This window comes from Streptomyces sp. Y1 (assembly GCF_041053115.1).
Taxonomy (GTDB): Bacteria; Actinomycetota; Actinomycetes; order Streptomycetales; family Streptomycetaceae; genus Kitasatospora; species Kitasatospora rubellomurina.
This window is the reverse complement of sequence record NZ_CP163445.1, coordinates 2,370,264-2,391,610: the sequence shown is the minus strand read 5'-3', so window position 1 is coordinate 2,391,610 and position 21,347 is coordinate 2,370,264. Positions and strand designations below refer to the sequence as shown.

18 protein-coding genes are annotated in these 21,347 nt (G+C 73.6%); 10 read left to right on the top strand and 8 right to left on the bottom strand.

The window, feature by feature from the left end:
• Positions 1-2: 2 nt before the first annotated feature.
• The 4 genes from AB2U05_RS10005 (at position 3) to AB2U05_RS09990 (ending at position 4,377) form a co-directional block, all read left to right on the top strand.
• Entirely contained in the window at positions 3-1,163 is a 1,161-nt protein-coding gene (locus tag AB2U05_RS10005; protein ID WP_045698916.1) for a sensor histidine kinase, read from the top strand.
• Entirely contained in the window at positions 1,160-1,855 is a 696-nt protein-coding gene (locus AB2U05_RS10000; RefSeq protein ID WP_045698918.1) for a response regulator transcription factor, read from the top strand. Before AB2U05_RS10005 ends, AB2U05_RS10000 begins: the two co-directional genes overlap by 4 nt.
• Before the next feature lie 126 nt (positions 1,856-1,981).
• Entirely contained in the window at positions 1,982-2,629 is a 648-nt protein-coding gene (locus AB2U05_RS09995) for a DUF485 domain-containing protein (protein ID WP_369183054.1), read from the top strand.
• Positions 2,626-4,377: a cation acetate symporter gene (locus tag AB2U05_RS09990; protein ID WP_369183053.1), complete on the top strand. Its 1,752-nt coding sequence runs from the start codon at positions 2,626-2,628 to the stop codon at positions 4,375-4,377. Before AB2U05_RS09995 ends, AB2U05_RS09990 begins: the two co-directional genes overlap by 4 nt.
• 55 nt (positions 4,378-4,432) lie before the next feature.
• Here the strand turns inward: AB2U05_RS09990 and AB2U05_RS09985 are convergent, their stop codons facing one another.
• Together AB2U05_RS09985 and AB2U05_RS09980 are read right to left on the bottom strand one after the other, a co-directional pair.
• On the bottom strand, positions 4,433-5,119 hold the full coding sequence (locus tag AB2U05_RS09985; RefSeq protein WP_369183052.1) for a response regulator: 687 nt from the start codon (positions 5,117-5,119) through the stop codon (positions 4,433-4,435).
• Positions 5,119-6,708, bottom strand: a complete 1,590-nt coding sequence (locus AB2U05_RS09980) for an ATP-binding protein (protein WP_369183051.1) — start codon at positions 6,706-6,708, stop codon at positions 5,119-5,121. Before AB2U05_RS09980 ends, AB2U05_RS09985 begins: the two co-directional genes overlap by 1 nt.
• A 231-nt stretch (positions 6,709-6,939) precedes the next feature.
• Here AB2U05_RS09980 and AB2U05_RS09975 point away from each other — a divergent pair, with 231 nt between their 5' ends.
• From AB2U05_RS09975 to AB2U05_RS09965, 3 genes are read left to right on the top strand one after another with little or no spacing between them, the layout of a single operon-like run.
• On the top strand, positions 6,940-7,791 hold the full coding sequence (locus AB2U05_RS09975) for an ABC transporter ATP-binding protein (RefSeq protein WP_369183050.1): 852 nt from the start codon (positions 6,940-6,942) through the stop codon (positions 7,789-7,791).
• Positions 7,781-8,644 (top strand): ABC transporter permease, encoded by an 864-nt coding sequence (locus AB2U05_RS09970; protein ID WP_369183049.1) that lies wholly within the window; start codon positions 7,781-7,783, stop codon positions 8,642-8,644. The genes AB2U05_RS09975 and AB2U05_RS09970 overlap by 11 nt, the downstream gene beginning before the upstream one ends.
• A gap of 33 nt (positions 8,645-8,677) precedes the next feature.
• Entirely contained in the window at positions 8,678-9,751 is a 1,074-nt protein-coding gene (locus AB2U05_RS09965) for an ABC transporter substrate-binding protein (RefSeq protein ID WP_369183048.1), read from the top strand.
• 108 nt (positions 9,752-9,859) lie between these two features.
• Here the strand turns inward: AB2U05_RS09965 and AB2U05_RS09960 are convergent, their stop codons facing one another.
• The 6 genes from AB2U05_RS09960 to AB2U05_RS09935 form a co-directional block, all read right to left on the bottom strand.
• Positions 9,860-10,762: a sucrase ferredoxin gene (locus tag AB2U05_RS09960; RefSeq protein ID WP_369183047.1), complete on the bottom strand. Its 903-nt coding sequence runs from the start codon at positions 10,760-10,762 to the stop codon at positions 9,860-9,862.
• A 48-nt stretch (positions 10,763-10,810) separates the two neighbouring features.
• Positions 10,811-11,506 (bottom strand): hypothetical protein, encoded by a 696-nt coding sequence (locus AB2U05_RS09955; RefSeq protein WP_369183046.1) that lies wholly within the window; start codon positions 11,504-11,506, stop codon positions 10,811-10,813.
• Between the two features lie 9 nt (positions 11,507-11,515).
• A complete protein-coding gene (locus AB2U05_RS09950; protein WP_369183045.1) occupies positions 11,516-12,493 on the bottom strand; it encodes a hypothetical protein in 978 nt (325 codons plus the stop codon).
• Between the two features lie 25 nt (positions 12,494-12,518).
• Positions 12,519-13,769: a hypothetical protein gene (locus tag AB2U05_RS09945; protein ID WP_369183044.1), complete on the bottom strand. Its 1,251-nt coding sequence runs from the start codon at positions 13,767-13,769 to the stop codon at positions 12,519-12,521.
• 35 nt (positions 13,770-13,804) lie between these two features.
• Complete coding sequence (locus AB2U05_RS09940; protein WP_369183043.1) at positions 13,805-14,092, bottom strand: hypothetical protein; 288 nt, start codon at positions 14,090-14,092, stop codon at positions 13,805-13,807.
• 201 nt (positions 14,093-14,293) lie between these two features.
• Positions 14,294-16,744, bottom strand: coding sequence for a DNA topoisomerase (ATP-hydrolyzing) subunit A (locus tag AB2U05_RS09935; RefSeq protein WP_045698939.1), 2,451 nt, complete (start codon positions 16,742-16,744; stop codon positions 14,294-14,296).
• 273 nt (positions 16,745-17,017) lie between these two features.
• Here AB2U05_RS09935 and AB2U05_RS09930 point away from each other — a divergent pair, with 273 nt between their 5' ends.
• The 3 genes from AB2U05_RS09930 (at position 17,018) to AB2U05_RS09920 (ending at position 21,304) form a co-directional block, all read left to right on the top strand.
• The gene (locus tag AB2U05_RS09930) at positions 17,018-18,394 is read left to right on the top strand and encodes a M16 family metallopeptidase (RefSeq protein ID WP_369183042.1); all 1,377 of its coding nucleotides are present in this window, start codon (positions 17,018-17,020) and stop codon (positions 18,392-18,394) included.
• 20 nt (positions 18,395-18,414) lie between these two features.
• Positions 18,415-19,779, top strand: coding sequence for a pitrilysin family protein (locus AB2U05_RS09925; RefSeq protein ID WP_107073025.1), 1,365 nt, complete (start codon positions 18,415-18,417; stop codon positions 19,777-19,779).
• A 331-nt stretch (positions 19,780-20,110) separates the two neighbouring features.
• Complete coding sequence (locus AB2U05_RS09920; protein ID WP_045698944.1) at positions 20,111-21,304, top strand: RtcB family protein; 1,194 nt, start codon at positions 20,111-20,113, stop codon at positions 21,302-21,304.
• Positions 21,305-21,347 lie beyond the last annotated feature (43 nt).

Below are 21,347 nucleotides of genomic sequence, written 5' to 3'. Positions count from 1 at the left end.
CCGTGGCCGGGTGGTACTGGACCCGCTGGCCGTCCCGGGAGGGCCTGGAGCGCGAGGCCGAGAGCCGACCGCGCCGGGTCCTCACGGTGCTCGGGCGGATCGTCCTGCTGGCCGTCGTCGGCTGGGGGACCTTCGCGAACGGGAAGTACACCGGCTGGGCGGTGGCGGCCGCGGCGGGCGGACTGGCCGCGTCCGCCGCCCTGTGCACCCTCTACCTCCGGGCCACCCGGGCACAGCGCCCGACCGTTTCCTACCTGCTGGGCGCCGCCCTGGTCGGCGCCGCCGGGGTGGCCGACTGGGGGCGGGCCTACACGCTCGCCGACCTGCTGTGGATCGGGCTGGCCGTGATCGCCCTCGTCCGGCTGCCGCCGGCGCCCGCGCTGCTCACCGCGACGGCCGCGCTGGGCTCGTACACCGCGGCCTCCTGGGCGAGTTGGCTCAGCATCGCCGCCACCATCGGCGGGGTCGTCCTGCTCGGCTTCCTGCTCCGGCTGGACACCGAGGCGCGCGGCACCGCCCGCCGGCTGCTCGCCCAGGAGCGCGCCGCCCGGGCCGCCGAGGCGGAGAGCGCCGCGCTCGCCGAACGGGCCCGGATCGCCCGGGAGATCCACGACGTGCTCGCCCACAGCCTCTCCGCGCAGCTCGTCCACCTGGAGGCCGCCCGGCTGATGCTGGACGCCGGGACGGACCGCGAGCAGATCCGCGAACGGGTCGTCGCCGCGCGGCGGATGGCGCAGGACGGGCTGGCCGAGACCCGGCAGGCGCTGTCCGCGCTGCGCGGCGAGTTCACACCGGTCGGGGAGTTCCTGGTCGAGCTGACCGGGCGGGAGCGGGCCGTGCTCACCGTCACCGGCACGCCCCGGCCGCTCGCCGCCGAGCCGGCCCTCGCGGTGCGGCGCACCGCGCAGGAGGCGGTCACCAACGTCCGCAAGCACGCGCCGGGCGCCCGCTGCTCGGTCGAACTGCGCTACCTGGACGGCGCGGTGGAGCTCGAGGTGCGCAACAGCCGGGCGCCGCGCGGGGAGTCGTCCGGTGAGCTGGCCACCAGCGGCAGCGGGTACGGTCTGCTCGGGATGCGCGAACGCGCGGAACTGCTCGGCGGCACCCTGCTGGCGGGCCCGGAGGACGGAGGGTGGCGCGTGCTGCTGCGGGTGCCGGCATGACCGGTGGAGCGGTCACCAGGGTGCTGGTGGCGGACGACCAGACCGTGGTGCGCGAGGGCATCGTGATGCTGCTGGGGCTGCTGCCCGGCATCGAGGTGGTCGGCGCGGCCGCGGACGGGGAGGAGGCCGTCGCCCTGGTGGAGCGGCATCACCCGGACGTGGTGCTGATGGACCTGCGGATGCCGCGGGTCGACGGCGTGGAAGCCACCCGGCGGATCCGCGCCGCGCACCCGGGCACCGAGGTCGTGGTGCTCACCACCTACGCCGACGACGAGTCGCTGTTCCCCGCGCTGCAGGCCGGCGCGCGCGGCTACCTCACCAAGGACGCCGGCGGCGAGGAGATCGCCAAGGCCATCGCGGACGTCCGGGCGGGCGCGGCCGGGCTCTCGCCGCAGATCCAACTCCGGCTGCTGGAAAGGCTTTCGGAGCAGCCGGCCGAGCCGGCGCCGGCCGTCGGGCGGCCCGCCGCCGGGCCGGCGGAGCTGCCGGACGGGCTGACCGCGCGGGAGGCCGAGGTGCTGGCCCTGATCGCCCAGGGGCTGTCCAACACCGAGATCGCCCAGCGGCTGTTCGTCAGCCCGGCGACCGTGAAGACGCACATCAACAACCTGTTCGCCAAGACCGCCGTCCGGGACCGGGCGCAGGCCGTCGCGTACGCGTTCCGGCACGGAATCACCGGTACGCAGCAGTAGTCCGATGGGTGTCCGTCAGATCATCGACCACCTCATCGGGTGAAGGTGTCGGCGATGGTCGGAGACGGTCTCCGGGGGCCTCCATCATGGTTCGGGTCAGAACGTCCGGCCGGTCCAGGAGCAGCAGTGCCACAGCAGCAGACGAGCAGTCCCGGGCAGGGGCAGCGATTCGACTGGTGGGCCGCTCCGGCCGCCGCCAGCGCGTCCGACCCCTCGGCCGCGCACCGCCGAACGGCGGTACCGGCGCAGCAGCCGCCCGCCCGTCCGGCGGCACCCGACCGGCCGGCCGCCGCCGCCCCGCCGGCCGTACCGCTCCCGGCCGTACCGCTGTCGGACCTACCGCTCCCGGCCGCGCCGCTGTCGGCGCCGCTCCCGGCGACCGCGCCCGTACCGGCGCCGGTGCCCGCGCCCGCGTCGGCGCCCCTGGTCGAGCCGGCCCCGGCGGCCGCCGCCGGCCCCGACAGCACCGAGGTCTACCGGGCCGTCCAGGCCAGCGCGGCCTTCCAGGACATCCGCCGCGGCTACCGCACCTTCGTCTTCCCGGTCAGCGGCGCCTTCCTCGGCTGGTTCCTGCTGTACGTCGCCGCGCAGGCCGCCGCCCCCGACCTGATGCGCACCGCGGTGGCCGGCCCGCTCAACGTCGCCTGGCTGCTCGGCCTGCTGCAGTTCGTCACCACCTTCCTGCTCACCTGGCTCTACGCCCGCAACGCCCGGACCAAGCGCGACCGCGCCGCGCTCGGCCTGCGCTGGGACACCCAGGACCAGCTCCGGTGAGCGCCGCGACCGCGGTGACCAGCACCGCCACCCCGCCGCCCGTCGCGCCCACGGGCGACCACCACGACCTCGCGATCGTCCTGTTCGCGGTCATCGTCCTGGTCACCCTCGGCATCACCCTGTGGGTCGGCCGCCGGGGCGACGCCGCCGAGGACTTCTACGCCGGCGGCCGCGGCTTCACCCCGCTGCAGAACGGCTTCGCGCTCTCCGGCGACTACCTCTCCGCCGCGTCCTTCCTCGGCGTCGCCGGGCTGATCGCCCTGTACGGCTACGACGGCGTGCTCTACAGCATCGGCTTCCTGGTCGCCTGGCTGGTCGTGCTGATGCTGGTCGCCGAACTCGTCCGCAACGCCGGCCGGTACACCCTCGCCGACGTCCTCGCGCTGCGGCTGCGCCGGCGCAAGGTCCGGGCCGCGGCGGGCGGTGCCAGCGTCGTCGTGACCCTGCTCTACCTGGTCGCCCAGATGGTCGGCGCCGGCTCGCTGGTCGCCCTGCTGCTCGGCACCAACAGCTCCGGGGCCCGCACCTGGGCGATCATCGCGGTCGGCGCGCTGATGATCGTCTACGTCACGGTCGGCGGGATGAAGGCCACCACCTGGATCCAGATCGTCAAGGCCTTCCTGCTGATCGCCGGCTCGGTGCTGCTCACCGTGCTGCTGGTGGCGCGCTTCCACGGGGACCTGTTCGCGCTGATGCGCCAGGCCGCGCAGCACAGCGGTGCCGGCCACCGCTACCTCGAACCGGGCCTCAAGTACGGCGCCACCTTCACCAGCCGGCTGGACTTCTTCAGCCTGGGCCTCGCCCTGGTGCTGGGCACCGCCGGCCTGCCGCACATCCTGTCCCGCTTCTACACCGTGCCCACCGCGCGGGCCGCCCGCCGCTCCACGATGTGGGCGATCGGGCTGGTCGGCGGCTTCTACCTGATGGCCATCGTGCTCGGCCTCGGCGCCACCGCGCTGATCGGCTCGGCCGAGGTCCGGCACGCCAACTCGGCCGGGAACACCGCCGTCCCGCTGCTCGCCCTGGTGCTCGGCGGCGGCAACGGCAGCACCGGCGGCGTGGTGCTGTTCGCCCTGATCTCGGCGATCGCCTTCGCCACCATCCTCGCCGTGGTCGCCGGGCTGACCCTGGCCTCCTCGGCGGCCTTCGCCCACGACATCTGGGCCGGGGCCTGGCGCGGCCGCCCCCGCCACCGCCCGCTGCTGCGGCGCGGCGCGGTGTTGCGGCGCGGCGCGGTGCCCGGCACCCGCTCGGCCGAGGCGCCGGCCGCCGAGGAGAGCGCCGACGCCGACGCGGTCAGCGAGCGCGAGGAGGTCCGGGTGGCGCGGATCTCGGCGGTCGGGATCGGCGCGGCCGCGATCGCGATCAGCCTCTTCGCCCAGCAGCTGAACGTCGCCTTCCTGGTCGGCCTGGCCTTCGCGGTGGCCGCCTCCGCGAACCTGCCGGTGCTGCTGTACAGCCTGTTCTGGTCGCGGTTCACCGCCCGCGGCGCGGTCTGGTCGGTGTACGGCGGGCTCGTTCCGGCGATCGTGCTGGTGTTCTTCTCACCGGTCGTCTCCGGGACGAAGGTGGCGCTCTTCCCGGGCATCGACTTCCACTGGTTCCCGCTGGAGAACCCCGGGATCGTCTCCATCCCGCTCGGCTTCCTGGCCGGCTGGCTCGGCACCGTCACCTCGCCCGAGCCCGCCGACGCGGACCGCTTCGCCGAACTGGAGGTGCGGGCCCTCACCGGTGCGGGCGCGGCCTGAGCGCCGCGCCTCGGGGAACCCCGGCGGTCCTGGGGCCGCCGGGGTTCCCCCGTGTCTAGCGCCGAACGGCCAGACCGTAGCGGTGCTCCGGGCGGCCGGTGTCGCCGTAGCGCAGGGTCAGCCGCAGCCGGCTGTCCCGCTCCAGCTGCTTGAGGTAGCGCTGCGCCGTCGAGCGGCTCAGGCCGGTGGCGTCGGCGACCTCCTGGGCGGACAGCGGCCGGCCCGCCCGCCGCAGCACCCCGAGCACCAGGTCGGTGGTGGGTGCCGAGTGGCCCTTGGGCAGCGGGCCGGTCGGGGCGGCGGCGCTGCGCAGGGTCGCGAACAGCCGGTCCACCTCGTCCTGGCCGGCCTCCCGGGCGGGGGCGGCCAGCGCGTGCCGCAGCTGCGCGTACGCCACCAGCTTCTCCCGCAGCCCGGCGAAGGTGAACGGCTTGACCAGGTACTGCAGCGCGCCGTGCTGCATCGCGGCGTGCACCGTGGAGACGTCCCGGGCGGCGGTCACCATCATCACGTCGCAGGACACCTGCCGCTCCCGCAGCCGGCGCACCAGCGCCAGGCCGGTCTCGTCCGGCAGGTGGTGGTCGAGCAGCAGCAGGTCCACCGGGCGGTGCTCCAGCGCGGCCAGCGCCTCCCCGGCCGAGTGCGCGGTGCCGGTCACCCGGAAGCCCGGCACCTTGGCCACGTACGCGGCGTGCACGTCGGCGACCCGGAAGTCGTCGTCCACCACGAGTACGTCGATCATCACGCCTCCACGAGCTGAGTGGTGAGCAGGGCCTCGGGCAGCTCGACGGTGAACCGGGCGCCGCCGAGCGGCCCCGCGTCGAGCACGATCCGGCCGCCGGTCCGTTCGACCAGCCGCCGCACCATCGCCAGGCCCAGCCCGCGCGGCCGGTGCGCGGGCGCGTCCTTGCTGGTCCACCCCTCCTCGAAGACCTGCTCGCGCAGCTCCTCCGGCACGCCGGGGCCGCTGTCCGCGACCTGCAGCAGCAGGGTGGAGCCGGCCGCCGCCAGGCTGACCTCCACCCGGCCGCCCCCTTCCACCGCGTCCACCGAGTTGTCGATCAGGTTGCCGAGCACCGTCACCAGCGCCCGCGCGTCCACCACCGCGTCCGGCAGGTGCGCCGCCGGGGCGAGCAGCAGCCGCACGCCGCGCTCGGCGGCCACCGCCGTCTTGCCGGCCAGCAGCGCCGCGACGTGCGGGTCCCGCACCTGTTCGGCGATCCGGCCGGCCACCACGGCGTGCGAGCCGGACTGCTCCGAGATGAACGCCACCGCCTGCTCGTGCCGGCCCAGCTCCAGCAGCCCGAGCAGGGTGTGCATCCGGTTGGCGTGCTCGTGGTCCTGCGCCCGCAGCGCCTCGGTGAGGCTGCGGGTGGTGTCCAACTCGCGGACCAGGGACTCCAGTTCCGTCCGGTCGCGGAGGGTGACGACGGCGCCGTGCCCGGCCGTCGCCATCCGGTTCACCACCAGCACCCGGTCGTCCCGGACGGCCGGCAGGTCGGTGCCGGTGATCCGCCCGGTCAGCACGTCCGCCAGTCGGCCCGGCGGCAGCACCTCGGTGATCGGGCGGCCGGTGCTGTCCTCGGGCAGGCCGAGCAGCCGGACGGCCTCGTCGTTGGCGATCCGGACCCGGCCGTGCTCGTCCAGCGCGACCATGCCCTCGCGGATGCCGTGCAGCATCGCCTCCCGCTCGACCAGCAGCGCCGCGATGTCGGCCAGCGCGATGTTGTGGGTGCGGCGCTTCAGCCGGCGGGCCAGCGCGAGCGTGGCGACGGTGCCGGCGGCCAGGCCGGCGCCCGCGCACAGCAGGATGCCGGTGAGCATCTTCAGCAGCCGGCGGCGGATCGAGTCGTCGCTGATGCCGACCGACACCTCGCCGACGATCCGGCCGTCCGCCGTGCGCAGCGGCACCTTGCCGCGCGCGGTGCGGCCGAGCGTGCCGTCCTGGATCGCGGTGACGCTGCGGCCGCTGAGGGCGGGCTCCGGGTCGGTGCTGACCCGGTGGCCGATCCGGCCCGGGTCGGTGTGCGAGAGCCGGATCCCGGCCAGGTCGGTGACCACGACGAAGCTGGCGCCGGTGGCCAGCCGGATCTGCTCGGCGTTGCGCTGCACCGTCGCCGAGTCGCGGGCCTCGGCGGCGCGGGCGATCGCCTCGTCGGTGGCGGTGGCCTGGGCGATCGACAGCGCGCGCTGCATCGCGTCGTGGTCCAGCTCGTTGCTCACCGGGGCCAGGAACAGGCCGGCGGTCACGGCGGTGACGCCGACCGTGACGACGGTCTGGCTGAGCAGCAGCTGGGCGAAGACCCGGCGGGGCCAGCGGGGGAGCTTCATCCGGGCCTCCTCTCGGCGGCTGGTGGAGGTGGGTTCGGGTGGGTTCGGGCGGGGTCGGGACACCCTATGTTTCCGGCGTGTTTCTGTCAGCCGCGTCCCCGCAGTTGTAGCGCAAGCAAAACGAGCAGAACACCCCTCAATGCGGAGAAGTCGCACTACGCGAAGAAGGCTCCCGCCGGGGCCGGGGCCGCTCCTACCGTTCCGGGGCAAGCACCGACCCCGGAGGAATGCATGAGCGAGCGAAGCGAGGCAGGGGGCGTGAGGACGGCCCCGGCGATCGAACTGATCGGCGCGACGAAACGGTTCCGCACACCGTCCGGCGCCCTGCACACCGCCGTCCGCGATCTCGACCTGACCGTCGCCCAGGGCGAGTTCGTCGCCGTCGTCGGCCCGACCGGCTGCGGCAAGTCCACCACCCTGACCCTGGTCAGCGGCCTGGAGGAGCCCACCGAGGGGGACGTCCGGGTGTACGGCGAGCCGGTCCGCGGGATCGGCCCCGAGGTCGGCTTCGTGTTCCAGCAGGACGCCGTCTTCCCGTGGCGCACCGTCCTGTCCAACGTGATGGCCGGCCCGCGCTTCCGCGGCGTGCCCGCCGCCGAGGCCAGGGAGCGGGCCCGGGACTGGCTCGGCCGGGTCGGCCTGGCCGCCTTCGAGGACCGCTACCCGCACCAGCTGTCCGGCGGCATGCGCAAGCGCGTCGCGCTCGCCCAGACCTTCGTCAACGACCCGACGATCCTGCTGATGGACGAGCCGTTCTCGGCGCTGGACGTGCAGACCCGCGCCCTGATGTCCGACCAGCTGCTGGAGCTGTGGGCCGGGACGAGTTCTTCCAGGAACGCGGCGTCCGTCGTGTTCGTCACCCACGACCTGGACGAGGCCATCGCGCTCGCCGACCGGGTCGTCGTGATGACGGCCGGGCCGGCCACCGTCAAGGAGATCTTCACCGTCGACCTCCCGCGCCCGCGCACCGTGGAGGCCGTCCGACTGGAGCCGAGGTTCGTCGAGCTGTACCGCGAGATCTGGGCCTCGCTCGGCGAAGAGGTGCGCATCACCCGGGAGAGAGGAGCGGGTCGTGCCGCTTGAGACCGCGCCGGCCGCTAGCACCGCCGCTGTGATCAGCAGGACCGAGGCCCGCCAACGGGCGGCCCGCAACCGGAAGTTGAGCGTCTACGCGGCGCGGGCGGCCGTCCTGGTCGGCTTCCTCGGGCTCTGGGAGGCGTGCGCCCGGGGCGGCGTCATCGACCCGTTCAACTTCTCGCAGCCGTCGAAGATCTGGGACCAGATCTGGCAGTGGACCACCCACGGCACCGCGCAGGGCTCGCTCGGCGAGCAGATCGGCTACACCCTGTACGAGGCGCTGGCCGGCTGGGTGGTCGGCGTGATAGGCGGCGTGCTGCTCGGCATCACGCTCGGCCGGATCCGCTTCCTGGCCGACGTGTTCGGGCCCTACATCAAGGTGCTCAACGCCATCCCGCGCATCGTGCTCGCCCCGATCTTCCTGATCTGGTTCGGCCTCGGGCCGGCCTCCAAGGTCGCCTCCGCCGTGGTGCTGGTGTTCTTCCCGGTGTTCTTCAACGCCTTCCAGGGCGCCCGCGAGGTCGACCGCAACCTCGTCTCCAACGCCCGCATCCTCGGCGCCTCCAACCGCAAGGTCACCCTCCAGGTGGTCATCCCGGCCGCCACCACGTGGATCTTCACCAGCCTGCACGTCAGCTTCGGCTTCGCGCTGATCGGCGCCATCGTCGGCGAGTACATCGGCGCCACCAAGGGCCTGGGCCTGCTCGTCGCGGCCGCCCAGGGCACCTTCAACGCGGCCGGCGTGTACGCCGCCATGACCATCCTCGCCGTCGTCGCGCTGCTCACCGAGGGGCTGCTGACCTTCGCCGAGAAGAAGCTGTTCCGCTGGAAGCCCGCCGACGCGGGCGACGGCCGCTGACCACCCCTTCCACCGAAGAGAGGCACCCCCGCCATGCGCCCGAACCCGACCGGCAGAGTCGCTGCCGCCGCCCTCGCCGCCGCCCTGCTCCTCCCGCTCACCGCCTGCGCCAACGACGCCGCCCGGTCCGCCCACGGCGCCGCCGCCCCGGCCGGGCAGAAGGTGGACGGACCGACCGTCAAGATCATGGTCGGCGGCCTGGACAAGGTCATCTACCTGCCCGCCATGCTCACCCAGCGGCTCGGCTTCTTCGCCGAGGCCGGCGTCAACGTCGAGCTGATGAGCGAGCCCGCCGGCGTCAACGCCACCACCGCGCTGCTGGCCGGCGACGTCCAGGGCGCGGTCGGCTTCTACGACCACACCATCGACCTGCAGGCCAAGGGCAAGCACGTCGAGTCCGTGGTGCAGTTCTCCCAGGCCCCCGGCGAGGTCGAGATCGTCTCCGCCAAGCAGGCCGACGCGATCAGGTCCGGCGCCGACTTCAAGGGCAGGAAGCTCGGCGTCACCAGCCTCGGCTCCTCCACCGACTTCCTCACCAAGTACCTCGCGGTCAAGAACGGCACCGCCGTCAACGAGTTCAGCCCGATCGCGGTCGGCGCCGGCCAGACCTTCATCGCCGCGCTCCAGCAGGGCAGCATCGACGGCGGGATGACCACCGACCCGACCGTCGCCACCATCCTGGACAAGGGCCTCGGCAAGATCCTCTACGACCTGCGCACCCCCGAGGGCTCCCGGCAGGCGCTCGGCGGGCTCTACCCCTCGTCGGCGCTCTACATGAACACCGACTGGGTGGAGAAGAACAAGGACACCACCCAGAAGCTCGCCAACGCCTTCGTCAAGACCCTCAAGTGGATGTCCACCCACAGCGCCCAGGAGATCGCCGCGAAGATGCCGGCCGACTACGCGCAGGGCGGCGCCGAGCAGTACGCGGCCGCGATCAAGGCGACGCTGCCGATGTTCACCACGGACGGCGTGATGCCGGCGGACGGGCCGAAGACGGTGCTCGCGGTGCTCGCCGCCTTCCACCCGGACGTCAAGGGCAAGGAAGGGAACATCGACCTGGCCAGGACCTACACCACCGAGTTCGTCGGCAAGGCCACCGGCTGAGCCGGCCCGGTCGGCGGTCCCGCGCTCACCCCCACGGGCGCGGGGCCGCTCCCGCTCTCGGACGACCCCGCCGGTCGGACGACCCCGCCGGTCGGACGCCCCCGCTGGTCAGACGCCCCGGACGGACAGCACGTCCATCCGGGACGGCGTCACGGGCGCCTTGCCGCAGCTCTCCGGGCGCGGCGGCGAGCTGAACGCCTCGATCACGTCCACCTCCCACGCCCGGCCGTCCTGGTGCAGCACCCCGACCAGCCAGCGGCCCTCGCCGTCCGGGCGCTGCGCCACGGTCAGCACGTCCACCGCGGTCTCGCCGGTCGCCAGCCGCACCGCGTGCTCGGCCGCCTGGCCCGGGCGCTCCCAGCCCGAACAGCCGCGCGACCACTCCGGCACCATCCGCCCGGCCGCCGTCGCGGCCAGCACCTCCTTCGCGGTCACCGGGGTCAGCCGCCCGTACGCGTAGCCGTACGGCAGCACCAACATGGTGGGGGCGAAGCGGTGCCCGCCCAGGTGGGTGACCTCCCACACCTCGCTGTGCGCGGCCGCCGCCAGCTCCGCCGCGAGCGGGCGGCCCTGCAGCGCGCAGCAGCGGTCCCGGCGGCCGTTGGTGCACACCAGGGCCACCGGGCCGCCGACGTGCTCGGTCCCGAAGCCGGTGTGGTCGCCGCTGCCCAGCGCCGTGAAGTCCAGTTCCAGCAGCTCCGCCGGGTCGGTGACCTGCGCCCGGCGCACCCAGCCGCGGCCCGGCACGGTGTGCGCCACGATGACCTCGTGCCGCGTGGTCGGCAGGCAGTCCGCGTGCCGGCCCGGCCGCCGGATCAGCCCCACCCGCACGCCGGTGCCCGCCGCGGCCGCGTCCAGCGCGCGCCCGGTCGCCCGGTCGAGGTGGCTCTCGCCGAGCGCCTTCGCGCCCCACGGGCCGTCCTGCTCGATCAGCAGCCAGGTGCTCGCCACTGCCGCCGTGGCGGCCAGCGGTTCCGACAGTTCGCGCGACGCGCTCGCACAGGTGCTCACCGGCGCAAGGCTACCCGCAGCCCTCGGCCGGGCCGGGCCTGACCCGCCTCAGCCGAAGGCGGCCCGGACGCGCGCGGCCAGCTCCTCGTCGGGCGGCTCGACGGGCCCGGCCGCGTACGGGAGGTCGGCGAACTCCAGGTACAGGTTGCGCACGACGCCCGCGAACAGCTCCGAGTACAGCTCCCACTCCTCGGGGCACGGGGTGCTCAGCTCCAGCGTCAGCAGCTCGGTCTCGTTCGGTAGCGGCAGGTGTACCTGGATGAGCGAGACGGTCGGCTCGCGGCCGTCGTCGAGCGGCGCGTTCGCGGGCAGGGCGTCGATCACCGCCACCGCCCGTCCGGCGGGCAGGTCGATCGCGGTCACCTCCGCGCCCGGGCGGGCACGGGCGAGCCGGGCGAGCAGGAAGTCCACCGCGCCCGGGTGGTCGGTGCCGACCAGCGGGCAGACCGAGGCGGTGATCGCCGCCGAACTCGGGCGGCCGTCCACCTCCGCCAGGCACACGCCGGCGTAGATCACCCCGGCCGCGCCCATCGGCGGGATCAGCTCGGCGAGCAGGGCGGCCCAGCCCAGTCGCACCTCCGCCGGGTCGGCGGCCAGCACCTCGCAGGCCAACTCCCAGAGTTCGGCGGCCACTTGGTCCTCAGTGCCGAACACCGGGAGGTCGTGGAAGGCGGGCGGGACGACGAACCGGATCTGCAGCTGCGAGGTCTCGTCGGAGCCTGCCGCGATCGGCGTGCCGGGCATGGCGCTCCCTCAGTCGGACGGGCGGGTCTTGGTGTTCACGGTCAGCCAGGACGGCAGCGGGGGGACCGGGACGCCGTACGCCTTCGCGTCGCGCAGCAGCTCCAGGTAGGCGGCGGCGGGCCCGCGCACCCCGGAGCGCCGCCAGCCGCGGTGCGTCCAGAGGGCGGGCGGGGTGGCGAGCGCGCCGAGGGCCGCGAGGGCGGTGATCCAGGTGAGCATCAGCTTGCGGCCGTGGGCGTCGGCGGCGGGCGGCAGGCCGCAGGCCAGGGCGGCGGCGAAGCCCGCGCCGAGCGCGGCGGCCAGGGCCCACCCGTGCCACCGCCGGACGGCCCTGCGCTGCGCGGTGAGCAGGGCCCGGACGGCCCGCTCGTTGAGGAAGTCGACGCCGTGCGGGGCGCCGAGGGCGCGGGCCCGCTCGGCGAGCGCCGGGTGGCGGTGCAGTTGCTCGGCCGGGAGCACCGGGAGGGTCCGGTCGAGCGCGGGGCCGTCGTACGGGCGGGCGTCGGCCGCCGCGAGTGGCGGGGAGGCCGGTGCGTCGACCGGCCAGTCGGCGGGGACGCGGACCTCCAGCCCGGCGGCGCGCGCCCGGTCCAGCAGACCGAGGTACAGGGTGTAGCGGACGGCGGCCGCCTGTTTGTCCGCGCCCCGGGACGAGCCCCGGCCCCAGACCGCGAGCCCGGCCGGGACGGCGGCGACCGCCGCGACCAGGGCGGCCACCTGCTTCGGCTCGGCCGGCGGGTGCAGCGAGGCGCCGACGATCGCGGCCACCGCGATCCCGCCGAGGACGAGCATCGCCCCGACCTCGGTGTGCCACGCGAAGTCCTGGCGCAGCCGCAGGTGCCGGGCGACGACCTCGCGGGCGGCGGCGTCGTCCAGCAGGTTCACCCCGTACCGCCGGTCCGCCTGCCGGGCGGCTTCGGCGACTTCGGGGACTGCGGCCAGCTGCCCGCCGGCCACGGGCAGGGTCACGTACGGGTTCCGGGCCATCGGTCCTCCACTCGGGCGGCGGCGCTCAGGAGACGGCGCTCAGGAACGGTTCGGGGGAGGGGCGCAGCGGGCGCGGGGCCCGTACCTCCTGCCCGCGCTTGCGGTCCTCGGCCAGCCCGAAGGCCAGGCCGCCCGTCTTGACCGGCAGGGTCACGGCGCGGGGGTCGACCTCGATGTTCGCCTTCCGGAGCCCGGCCATGATGCCCTTGGTCGACAGGGGGTTGGCCGTCATCTGGAACACGCCCGCGCCGGCGCCCTTGGCCCGCTCGACCCCGCCGGCGCCCTTGGACGCCTTCACGTCGTTGGCGAAGTCGCGGGCGACCTTGGTCACGACGTTGCCTCCGCCCTCGACCCGGGCGGCCGTGCGCCCGGCGGTGGCGAAGCCCTTGACGGCACCGAAGCCGGGAATCGCCCCGAGCCCGTCCAGCCCGATGGACAGCCACGACACGTCCTGGCCGCGGGTCTTGGCGATGCCGTGGCCGGTGCCGGCGGCCAGGCTGGTCAGCGCGGCCGCCCCGCCGAGGACGGGCGCGGCGCCGGGCACCCAGGACAGGGCCAGCGCGGCGATCGCGAGCCCGGCCGAGATCCTGGACAGGGTGTCGGCGTGGTCGGCCAGGAAGTCCTTGGACTTCTGCCAGGCGTGCTCCACCTCGTCCAGCAGCCGCTTGAACAGGCCCGGGTCCGGCGGGTGGTGGCGGGACGCCTCCGTGATCGCCCGGGCGGCGGCCTCGGCCTTGTGCCGGTGGTCGTCGAGCTGCTTGTGCGCGCGGGAGATCAGCTGGTCGAGCTGGTGGTGGCCGCTCTGGCTGGCCTCCAGCGCGGCCTTCCACTGCTTCTCGGTCCGCATCATCACGTTGTCGGCGGGCTGCTGCGCGCCGGCCTGCCGGTACGAGTCCAGGGTGCGGGCGAGGGCGACGAGTTGGTCGTCCGTGCCGGACAGTCGGGAGCGCAGCTCGACGGCCTCGGACTCCATCGCCCTGCCGGCGGCGACCATCGCGGACAGCTGGGTGTGCCAGGTCTTCAGGGCCCGCGAGCAGGCGGCCATCGAATCGTGGCCCTGGGTGAGGTACTTGGGCAGCTGCCCGAGCCTGCTCGCGAAGTTGCGGGCGGCCTCGCCCTCCCAGGCGCCGCCGCCCGCGCCGATGCCGGCGAGCGCGTGCCGCAGTTCCGCCAGCTCGTTGGCGACGGCGTCGACGTCCGCGTACATCTTGGCGATGGCTTCGAGGTCCCCGGGGGCCGGGCAGAACCCGAGGCCGGGCCAGTTCTTGTCGCTCATGGATCGGTTCCCCGTTGGTGGTGTCGGTTCGGGTCCTACGTGAAGCCCTGGGTGACGCCCTGCTCGTTCTTCTCGTACGTGTCCAGGGCGGCGTCCACGCCCTCGCGCAGGCCGTGGGCGAGCTTGGACGTCCGGCCGATGCCGACGTGCCAGTGGTGCTCGAAGCCCTTGCAGGCGGAGTCCAGGCGTTCCGTCCCCAGCTGCTTCCCCTTGCCGAGGTCCTTCAGGCGTTTCGCGGCCGAGCCCATGCGCTCGCCGCATTCGCCCAGTTGCCTGGAGACCGATCTCATCCGGTCCAGGTCGATCGTAAAGTGCTCGGCCAACTCCCCGCCCTCTCAAGGCTGGTGCCGCTCGTGCTCGGAGCCTCCAAAGTAACCCGGAAACCAAGGGAGTTCGCACCGGCAATATCAACTGATAGGCATTCCTCGGAACATGAGAAGCAATGGGGAACGCAAAGGGGAGGTATACCGGAAACCTCCGGCACACCTCCCCTTTCGAGCCCGGGAGCTACGGGCGGCGCCCGATCACGCCGGACCGGCGACCACCGCGATCGGCGTCGTCACCGGCGTACCCGAACCGTCCCGGCGCGGGTCCCGCTCCGGCAGGTCCACCGGCGCGCCCTTCGCCGTCGCCGCCCGCGCCGGCACCGCACCCGCCCAGGCGAACGCCAGACCGTCCTCGCCCCGCAGGAACCGCTGGCAGCGCACACCGCCCGTCGCCCGGCCCTTGCGCGGGTACAGCTCGAACGGCGTCACCTTCCACGACACCTGCTCGTCACCCGCGAGCGTCCCCGAAGCCGCCGCCACCGAGACCACCACCGCGTCCGCCGCCGGGTCCACCGCCGTGAACGACAGCACCCGCGCGCCGTCCGACAGCTTGATGCCCGCCATGCCGCCCGCCGGACGGCCCTGCGGACGGACCTGGCCCGCCGGGTACCGCAGCAGCTGCGCGTCCGAGGTGATGAAGACCAGGTCCTCCTCACCGGTGCGCAGTTCCACCGCACCCACCAGCTCGTCACCCTCCTTGAGGGCGATCACCTCGAACTCGTCCTTGTTCGCCGGCCACTCCGGCACCACCCGCTTCACCACGCCCTGCACCGTGCCCAGCGCCAGACCCGGCGAGGACTCGTCCAGCGTGGTCAGCCCCAACACCCGCTCCCCGGCCTCCAGCCGCAGGAACTCGCCCACCGCGGCACCGCCCGCCAGCGTCGGCGACGGCGTCGGCGGCAGCGCCGGCAGATCGATCACCGGCAGCCGCAGCACCCGGCCCGCCGACGTCACCACACCCACGTCCGCCCGCGCCGTCGCGTGCACCGCCGACACGATCACGTCGTGCTTCGCCCGCTTCTCCGACACCTCGAACGGCTCCCCGTCCGCCGTCCGCGCCAGCAGGCCCGTCGACGACAGCAGCACCCGGCACGGATCGTCCGCCACCTCCAGCGGCACCGTCAGCGCCGCGGCCGGCGCCGCCCCCGCCTCCAGCAGCACCGTGCGCCGCTCGGTGCCGAACTGCTTCGCCACCGCGCCCAGTTCGGACGACACCACGCTGCGCAGCCGCGCGTCCGACTCCAGGATCTCCGTCAGCTCCGCGATCTCCGCCGTCAGCTTCGCCTTCTCCGCCTCCAGCTCCACCCGGTCGAACCGGGTCAGCCGGCGCAGCGGCGTGTCCAGGATGTAGCCGGTCTGCGTCTCCGACAGCGAGAAACGCTCCATCAGGCGCTCCTTCGCCTGCTGCGCGTTGTCACTCGACCGGATGATCGCGATGACCTCGTCGATGTCGACCAGCGCCACCAGCAGGCCCTCGACCAGGTGCAGCCGCTCCTCGCGCTTGCGGCGACGGAAGTCGCTGCGCCGGCGCACCACCGTGAACCGGTGGTCGACGTAGACCTCCAGCAGCTCCTTCAGACCCAGCGTCAGCGGCTGCCCGTCCACCAGCGCCACGTTGTTGATGCCGAAGGTCTCCTCCATCGGCGTCAGCTTGTACAGCTGCTCCAGCAGCGCCTCCGGCACGAAGCCGTTCTTCACCTCGATCACCAGCCGCAGCCCGTGCTCGCGGTCGGTCAGGTCCTTGACGTCCGCGATGCCCTGCAGCTTCTTCGCGTTGACCAGGTCCTTGATCTTCGAGATGACCTTCTCCGGGCCGACGTTGAACGGCAGCTCCGTCACCACGATGCCCTTGCGGCGGGCCGACACCGACTCCACCGTCGCCGTCGCCCGGATCTTGAACGTGCCGCGGCCCGACTCGTACGCGTCCCGGATGCCCGACAGGCCCACGATCCGCCCGCCGGTCGGCAGGTCCGGCCCCGGCACGAACCGCATCAGCGTGTCCAGGTCCGCGGCCGGGTGCTTGATCAGGTGCCGCGCCGCCGCCACCACCTCGGACAGGTTGTGCGGCGGCATGTTCGTCGCCATGCCGACCGCGATGCCCGTCGCGCCGTTCACCAGCAGGTTCGGGAACGCGGCCGGCAGCGCCAGCGGCTCCTGCTCGCTGCCGTCGTAGTTCGGGCCGAAGTCGACGGTGTCCTCGTGGATCGACTCCACCATCGCCATCGACGCCGCCGTCAGCCGCGACTCGGTGTAGCGCATCGCCGCCGGCGGGTCGTCGTTGCCCAGCGAACCGAAGTTGCCGTGCCCGTCGATCAGCGGCAGCCGCATCGAGAACGGCTGCGCCATGCGCACCACCGAGTCGTAGATGGACTGGTCGCCGTGCGGGTGCAGCCGGCCCATCACCTCGCCCACCACGCGGGCGCACTTCACGTGCGCGCGGTCCGGGCGCAGGCCCATCTCGTTGGCCTGGTACAGGATCCGCCGGTGCACCGGCTTCAGACCGTCCCGCGCGTCCGGCAGCGCACGCGAGTAGATCACCGAGTAGGCGTACTCCAGGAAGGAGCCCTGCATCTCGTCCACGACGTCGACGTCGAGGATCCGCTCCTCGAAGTCTCCGGGCGGCGGGGTCTGCGAACTGCGGCGGGCCATCGCGGCGGGGCTCCCTTACGTGTCGCTGGCGGTGTGCTCGATCGAAAATCGGTCGGTCACGGTCGGACCCGGTCCGAACCGGCCGCGAGCCCCGTCAACAGGGCGCGGCGCCCCCATTGTGGACCCTCGCACCGACACTCCCGGCCAGCGCCCCTCTTCCGCCCCTGGCGAACGCCCCGTCCGCGCGGACACGAACGCACCCCTCACGCGTTGCACCACAATGGGGGACGCCACACGAACCCCCGACATCGACGACGGGAAGGACCCGAGCGCATGGCCAACCCGGCCCCCGCCTCCCCCCGAGGCATCGCCATCACCGAGCACCGCCTGGCCAACGGCCTGCGCGTCGTCCTCTCCGAGGACCACCTCACCCCGGTCGCCGCGGTCTGCCTCTGGTACGACGTCGGCTCCCGCCACGAGGTCGCGGGCCGCACCGGCCTCGCCCACCTCTTCGAGCACCTGATGTTCCAGGGCTCCGCCAACGTCTCCAACAACGGGCACTTCGAACTCGTCCAGGGCGCCGGCGGCTCGCTCAACGGCACCACCAGCTTCGAGCGCACCAACTACTTCGAGACCATGCCCGCCCACCAGCTGGAGCTCGCCCTCTGGCTGGAGGCCGACCGCATGGGCTCGCTGCTCGCCGCCCTCGACGACACCTCCATGGAGAACCAGCGCGACGTCGTCAAGAACGAGCGCCGCCAGCGCTACGACAACGTCCCGTACGGCACCGCCTTCGAGAAGCTCACCGCGCTCTCCTTCCCCGGCGACCACCCGTACCACCACACCCCCATCGGCTCCATGGCCGACCTCGACGCCGCCACCCTCGACGACGCCCGCGCGTTCTTCCGCACCTACTACGCGCCCAACAACGCCGTCCTCTCCGTCGTCGGCGACATCGACCCCGAGCAGACCATCGCCTGGGTCGAGAAGTACTTCGGCAGCATCCCCGCCCACGACGGCAAGCAGCCCCCGCGCTCCGGCGAACTCCCCGACACCATCGGCCGCGAGATCCGCGAACAGCTCCACGAGGACGTCCCCTCCCGCGCCCTCATGGCCGCCTACCGGCTCCCGCACGACGGCACCCGCGAAGCCGACGCCGCCGACCTCGCCCTCACCATCCTCGGCAGCGGCGAATCCAGCCGCCTCTACAACCGGCTCGTCCGCCGCGACCGCACCGCCGTCGCCGCCGGCTTCGGCCTGCTCCGCCTCGCCGGCGCCCCCAGCCTCGGCTGGCTCGACGTCAAGACCTCCGGCGACGCCACCCTCGACCAGATCGAGGCCGCCGTCGACGAGGAGCTCGCCCGCTTCGCGGCCGAAGGCCCCACCCCCGAGGAACTCGAGCGCGCCCAGGCCCAGATCGAGCGCGAATGGCTCGACCGGCTCACCACCGTCGCCGGCCGCGCCGACGAACTCTGCCGCTACGCCGTCCTGTTCGGCGACCCCAAGCTGCTCAACGACGCCCTCCCCAAGGTCCTCGACGTCACCGCCGAAGAGGTCCGCGCGGTCGCCGAGGCCCGGCTCCACCCCGCTAACCGGGCCGTCCTCGCCTACGAGCCGACCGCCGACGCCGTCGTCGACACCGACGCCACCGACGACTCCGACGCCTCCGACGACACCGCTGCCACCGAAGAGGAGGGTGCCGCCGTATGAGCACCGACTACGTCCCCGCGATGACCTTCCACCCCCAGCCGCAGCCCGGCACCCCCAGCCCGTGGGCCTTCCCCGCCCCCGAGCGCGCCACCCTCGGCAACGGCACCACCGTCCTGCACTGCCACCGGCCCGGCCAGCAGCTCGTCGCCGTCGAGGTCCTCCTCGACGCCCCGCTCGCCGCCGAACCCGAAGGCCTCGACGGCGTCGCCGCCATCCTCGCCCGCGCCCTCAGCGAAGGCACCGACACCCTCACCGCCGAGGAGTACGCCGCCGAACTCGAACGCGCCGGCGCCACCCTCGACGCCCACGCCGACCACCCCTGCATCCGGGTCTCCCTGGAGGTCCCCGCCTCCCGGCTCCAGCGCGGCCTCACCCTCCTCGCCGACGCCCTGCGCGCCCCCGCCCTCCCCGAGGAGGAGATCGAGCGCCTCGTCGCCAACCGCCTCGACGAGATCGTCCACGAGCAGGCCAACCCCGCCCGCCGCGCCGTCAAGGCCCTCTACGCCGAACTCTTCGACACCGCCGACCGGCTCTCCCGGCCCCGCGCCGGCACCGCCGACACCGTCAAGTCGATCGACCGCGCCGCCGTCCAGGCCTTCTACCAGGCCCACGTGCGCCCGGCCACCGCCACCGTCGTCGTGGTCGGCGACCTCACCGGCACCGACCTGCCCGCCCTGCTGGAGAGCACCCTCGGCACCTGGACCGGCACCCCCGCCCAGCCCGCCGAACTCGCCCCCGTCACCGCCGACGACCGCGGCCGCGTCCTCATCGTCGACCGCCCCGGCTCCGTGCAGACCCAGCTGCTCATCGGCCGCATCGGCCCCGACCGCCACGACCCCGCCTGGGCCGCCCAGATCCTCGGCACCTACTGCCTCGGCGGCACCCTCACCTCCCGCCTCGACCGCGTCCTGCGCGAGGAGAAGGGCTACACCTACGGCGTCCGCGCCTTCGCCCAGCCGCTGCGCTCCGCCGCGGACGGCAGCGGGCGCGCGCTGCTCGCCATCAGCGGCTCCGTCGACACCGCCTCCACCGCCCCGGCGCTGGCGGACACCTGGACGATCCTGCGCACCCTCGCCGCCGAGGGCCTCACCGACGCCGAGCGCGACGAGGCCGTGCAGTTCCTGGTCGGCGTCGCGCCGCTGAAGTACGAGACCGCGGGCTCGGTCGCCGGCACCCTGGCCGACCAGGTCGAGCAGCACCTGCCGGACGACTACCAGGCCGAGGTCTACCGGCAGCTCGCCGAACTGCCCACCGCCGCCGCCACCGAGGCCGTCGTCGCGGCCTTCCCGCCGGAGCGCCTGGTCACCGTCCTGGTCGGCGACGCCGCCGAGATCGCCGACGACGTGCGGGCGCTCGGCATCGGCGAGGTCACCGTCGTCAGCTGACGCGCCCTCTTCCCGGCCCGGTGGAGCACCCGCTCCGCCGGGCCGGACGCATTCCTGACCACGAGCGCTGCTAAATCCGTTGCGGGTGCCAGCCGTTCCGTGGATAGATGTTCCCCGACGCACAGAGCGTGCGAATCGCGGATGCAGCGAAGGGAGGCGGTCACCATGCGGGTCGAGCGAACCATACGACGCTCCCCACGGTCGTACCTCCCCTGCTCCGCCCCGGCCGCCTGAGCGCGCCCACCCCCTGAACTTCCCCGAGCCGCACCGGGATTCGATGCGCGCGGCACTCCTTCGTGTGAACCACCCGACCTATGGAGGTCGTTCGACCATGACGTACACCGAGGTACCCGGCGTCCGGGTCCCGATCCGGATGTGGACCGACCCGGCGACGGTCGAGGGCGCGGCCATGCAGCAGCTGCGCAACATCAGCTCCCTGCCCTGGCTGCACGGCCTCGCCGTGATGCCCGACGTCCACCTGGGCAAGGGCGCGACGGTCGGCTCCGTCATCGCCATGAAGGGCGCGGTCTGCCCGGCGGCGGTCGGCGTCGACATCGGCTGCGGGATGAGCGCGGTGAAGACCTCCCTCACCGCCAAGGACCTCCCGGACGACCTGTCCCGCCTGCGCTCCAAGATCGAGCAGGCCATCCCGGTCGGCCGCGGCCTGCACACCGACCCGGTCGACCCGACCAAGCTGCACGGCTTCCGCGCGGCGGGCTGGGACGACTTCTGGCACCGCTTCGACGGGGTGGCGGACGAGGTCAAGTGGCGCCGCGAGCGGGCCATGCAGCAGATGGGAACGCTTGGCGGAGGAAATCACTTCATAGAAGTATGTGTTGATTCCACCGGCGTGGTGTGGCTGATGCTGCACTCCGGGTCGAGGAACATCGGCAAGGAGTTGGCGGAGCACCACATGGGCGTCGCCCGGTCGCTGCCGCACAACCAGGGCCTGGTCGACCGCGACCTCGCGGTCTTCATCGCGGACACCCCGCAGATGAACGCCTACCGCCAGGACCTCTTCTGGGCGCAGGAGTACGCGAAGCACAACCGGGCCCTGATGATGGGGCTGTTCCAGGACGTCGTCCGCCGCGAGTTCGCCAAGGCGAAGGTCGTGTTCGACGAGGTCATCAGCTGCCACCACAACTACGTGGCGGAGGAGCGGTACGACGGTGTCGACGTGCTGGTGACCCGCAAGGGCGCGATCCGGGCCGGCAGCGGCGACTACGGGATCATCCCCGGTTCGATGGGCACCGGCTCCTACATCGTCCGCGGCCTGGGCAACAAGGCGGCGTTCAACTCCGCCTCGCACGGCGCCGGCCGCAAGATGAGTCGCACCGCCGCCAAGAAGCGGTTCACCACGCGTGACCTGGCCGAGCAGACCACGGGCGTGGAGTGCCGCAAGGACAGTGGCGTCGTGGACGAGATCCCGGGCGCCTACAAGAACATCGACAAGGTCATCGAGCAGCAGAAGGACCTGGTCGAGGTGGTCGCCCACCTCAAGCAGGTGGTCTGCGTGAAGGGCTGACCGAAAGCCGGTCGGGGTGCCGCCACGGTGTGGCGGCACCCCG

Excerpts from the sequence above, each read along its gene's own strand:
- AB2U05_RS09925 (WP_107073025.1), top strand. The coding sequence starts at position 18,415 with ATGACCTTCCACCCCCAGCCGCAGCCCGGCACCCCCAGCCCGTGGGCC.
- AB2U05_RS09920 (WP_045698944.1), top strand. The coding sequence starts at position 20,111 with ATGACGTACACCGAGGTACCCGGCGTCCGGGTCCCGATCCGGATGTGG.
- AB2U05_RS09955 (WP_369183046.1), bottom strand. The coding sequence starts at position 11,506 with ATGCCCGGCACGCCGATCGCGGCAGGCTCCGACGAGACCTCGCAGCTG.
- AB2U05_RS10000 (WP_045698918.1), top strand. The coding sequence starts at position 1,160 with ATGACCGGTGGAGCGGTCACCAGGGTGCTGGTGGCGGACGACCAGACC.
- AB2U05_RS09980 (WP_369183051.1), bottom strand. The coding sequence starts at position 6,708 with ATGAAGCTCCCCCGCTGGCCCCGCCGGGTCTTCGCCCAGCTGCTGCTC.
- AB2U05_RS09935 (WP_045698939.1), bottom strand. The coding sequence starts at position 16,744 with ATGGCCCGCCGCAGTTCGCAGACCCCGCCGCCCGGAGACTTCGAGGAG.
- AB2U05_RS09965 (WP_369183048.1), top strand. The coding sequence starts at position 8,678 with ATGCGCCCGAACCCGACCGGCAGAGTCGCTGCCGCCGCCCTCGCCGCC.
- AB2U05_RS09975 (WP_369183050.1), top strand. The coding sequence starts at position 6,940 with ATGAGCGAGCGAAGCGAGGCAGGGGGCGTGAGGACGGCCCCGGCGATC.
- AB2U05_RS09950 (WP_369183045.1), bottom strand. The coding sequence starts at position 12,493 with ATGGCCCGGAACCCGTACGTGACCCTGCCCGTGGCCGGCGGGCAGCTG.
- AB2U05_RS09945 (WP_369183044.1), bottom strand. The coding sequence starts at position 13,769 with ATGAGCGACAAGAACTGGCCCGGCCTCGGGTTCTGCCCGGCCCCCGGG.
- AB2U05_RS09985 (WP_369183052.1), bottom strand. The coding sequence starts at position 5,119 with ATGATCGACGTACTCGTGGTGGACGACGACTTCCGGGTCGCCGACGTG.
- AB2U05_RS09930 (WP_369183042.1), top strand. The coding sequence starts at position 17,018 with ATGGCCAACCCGGCCCCCGCCTCCCCCCGAGGCATCGCCATCACCGAG.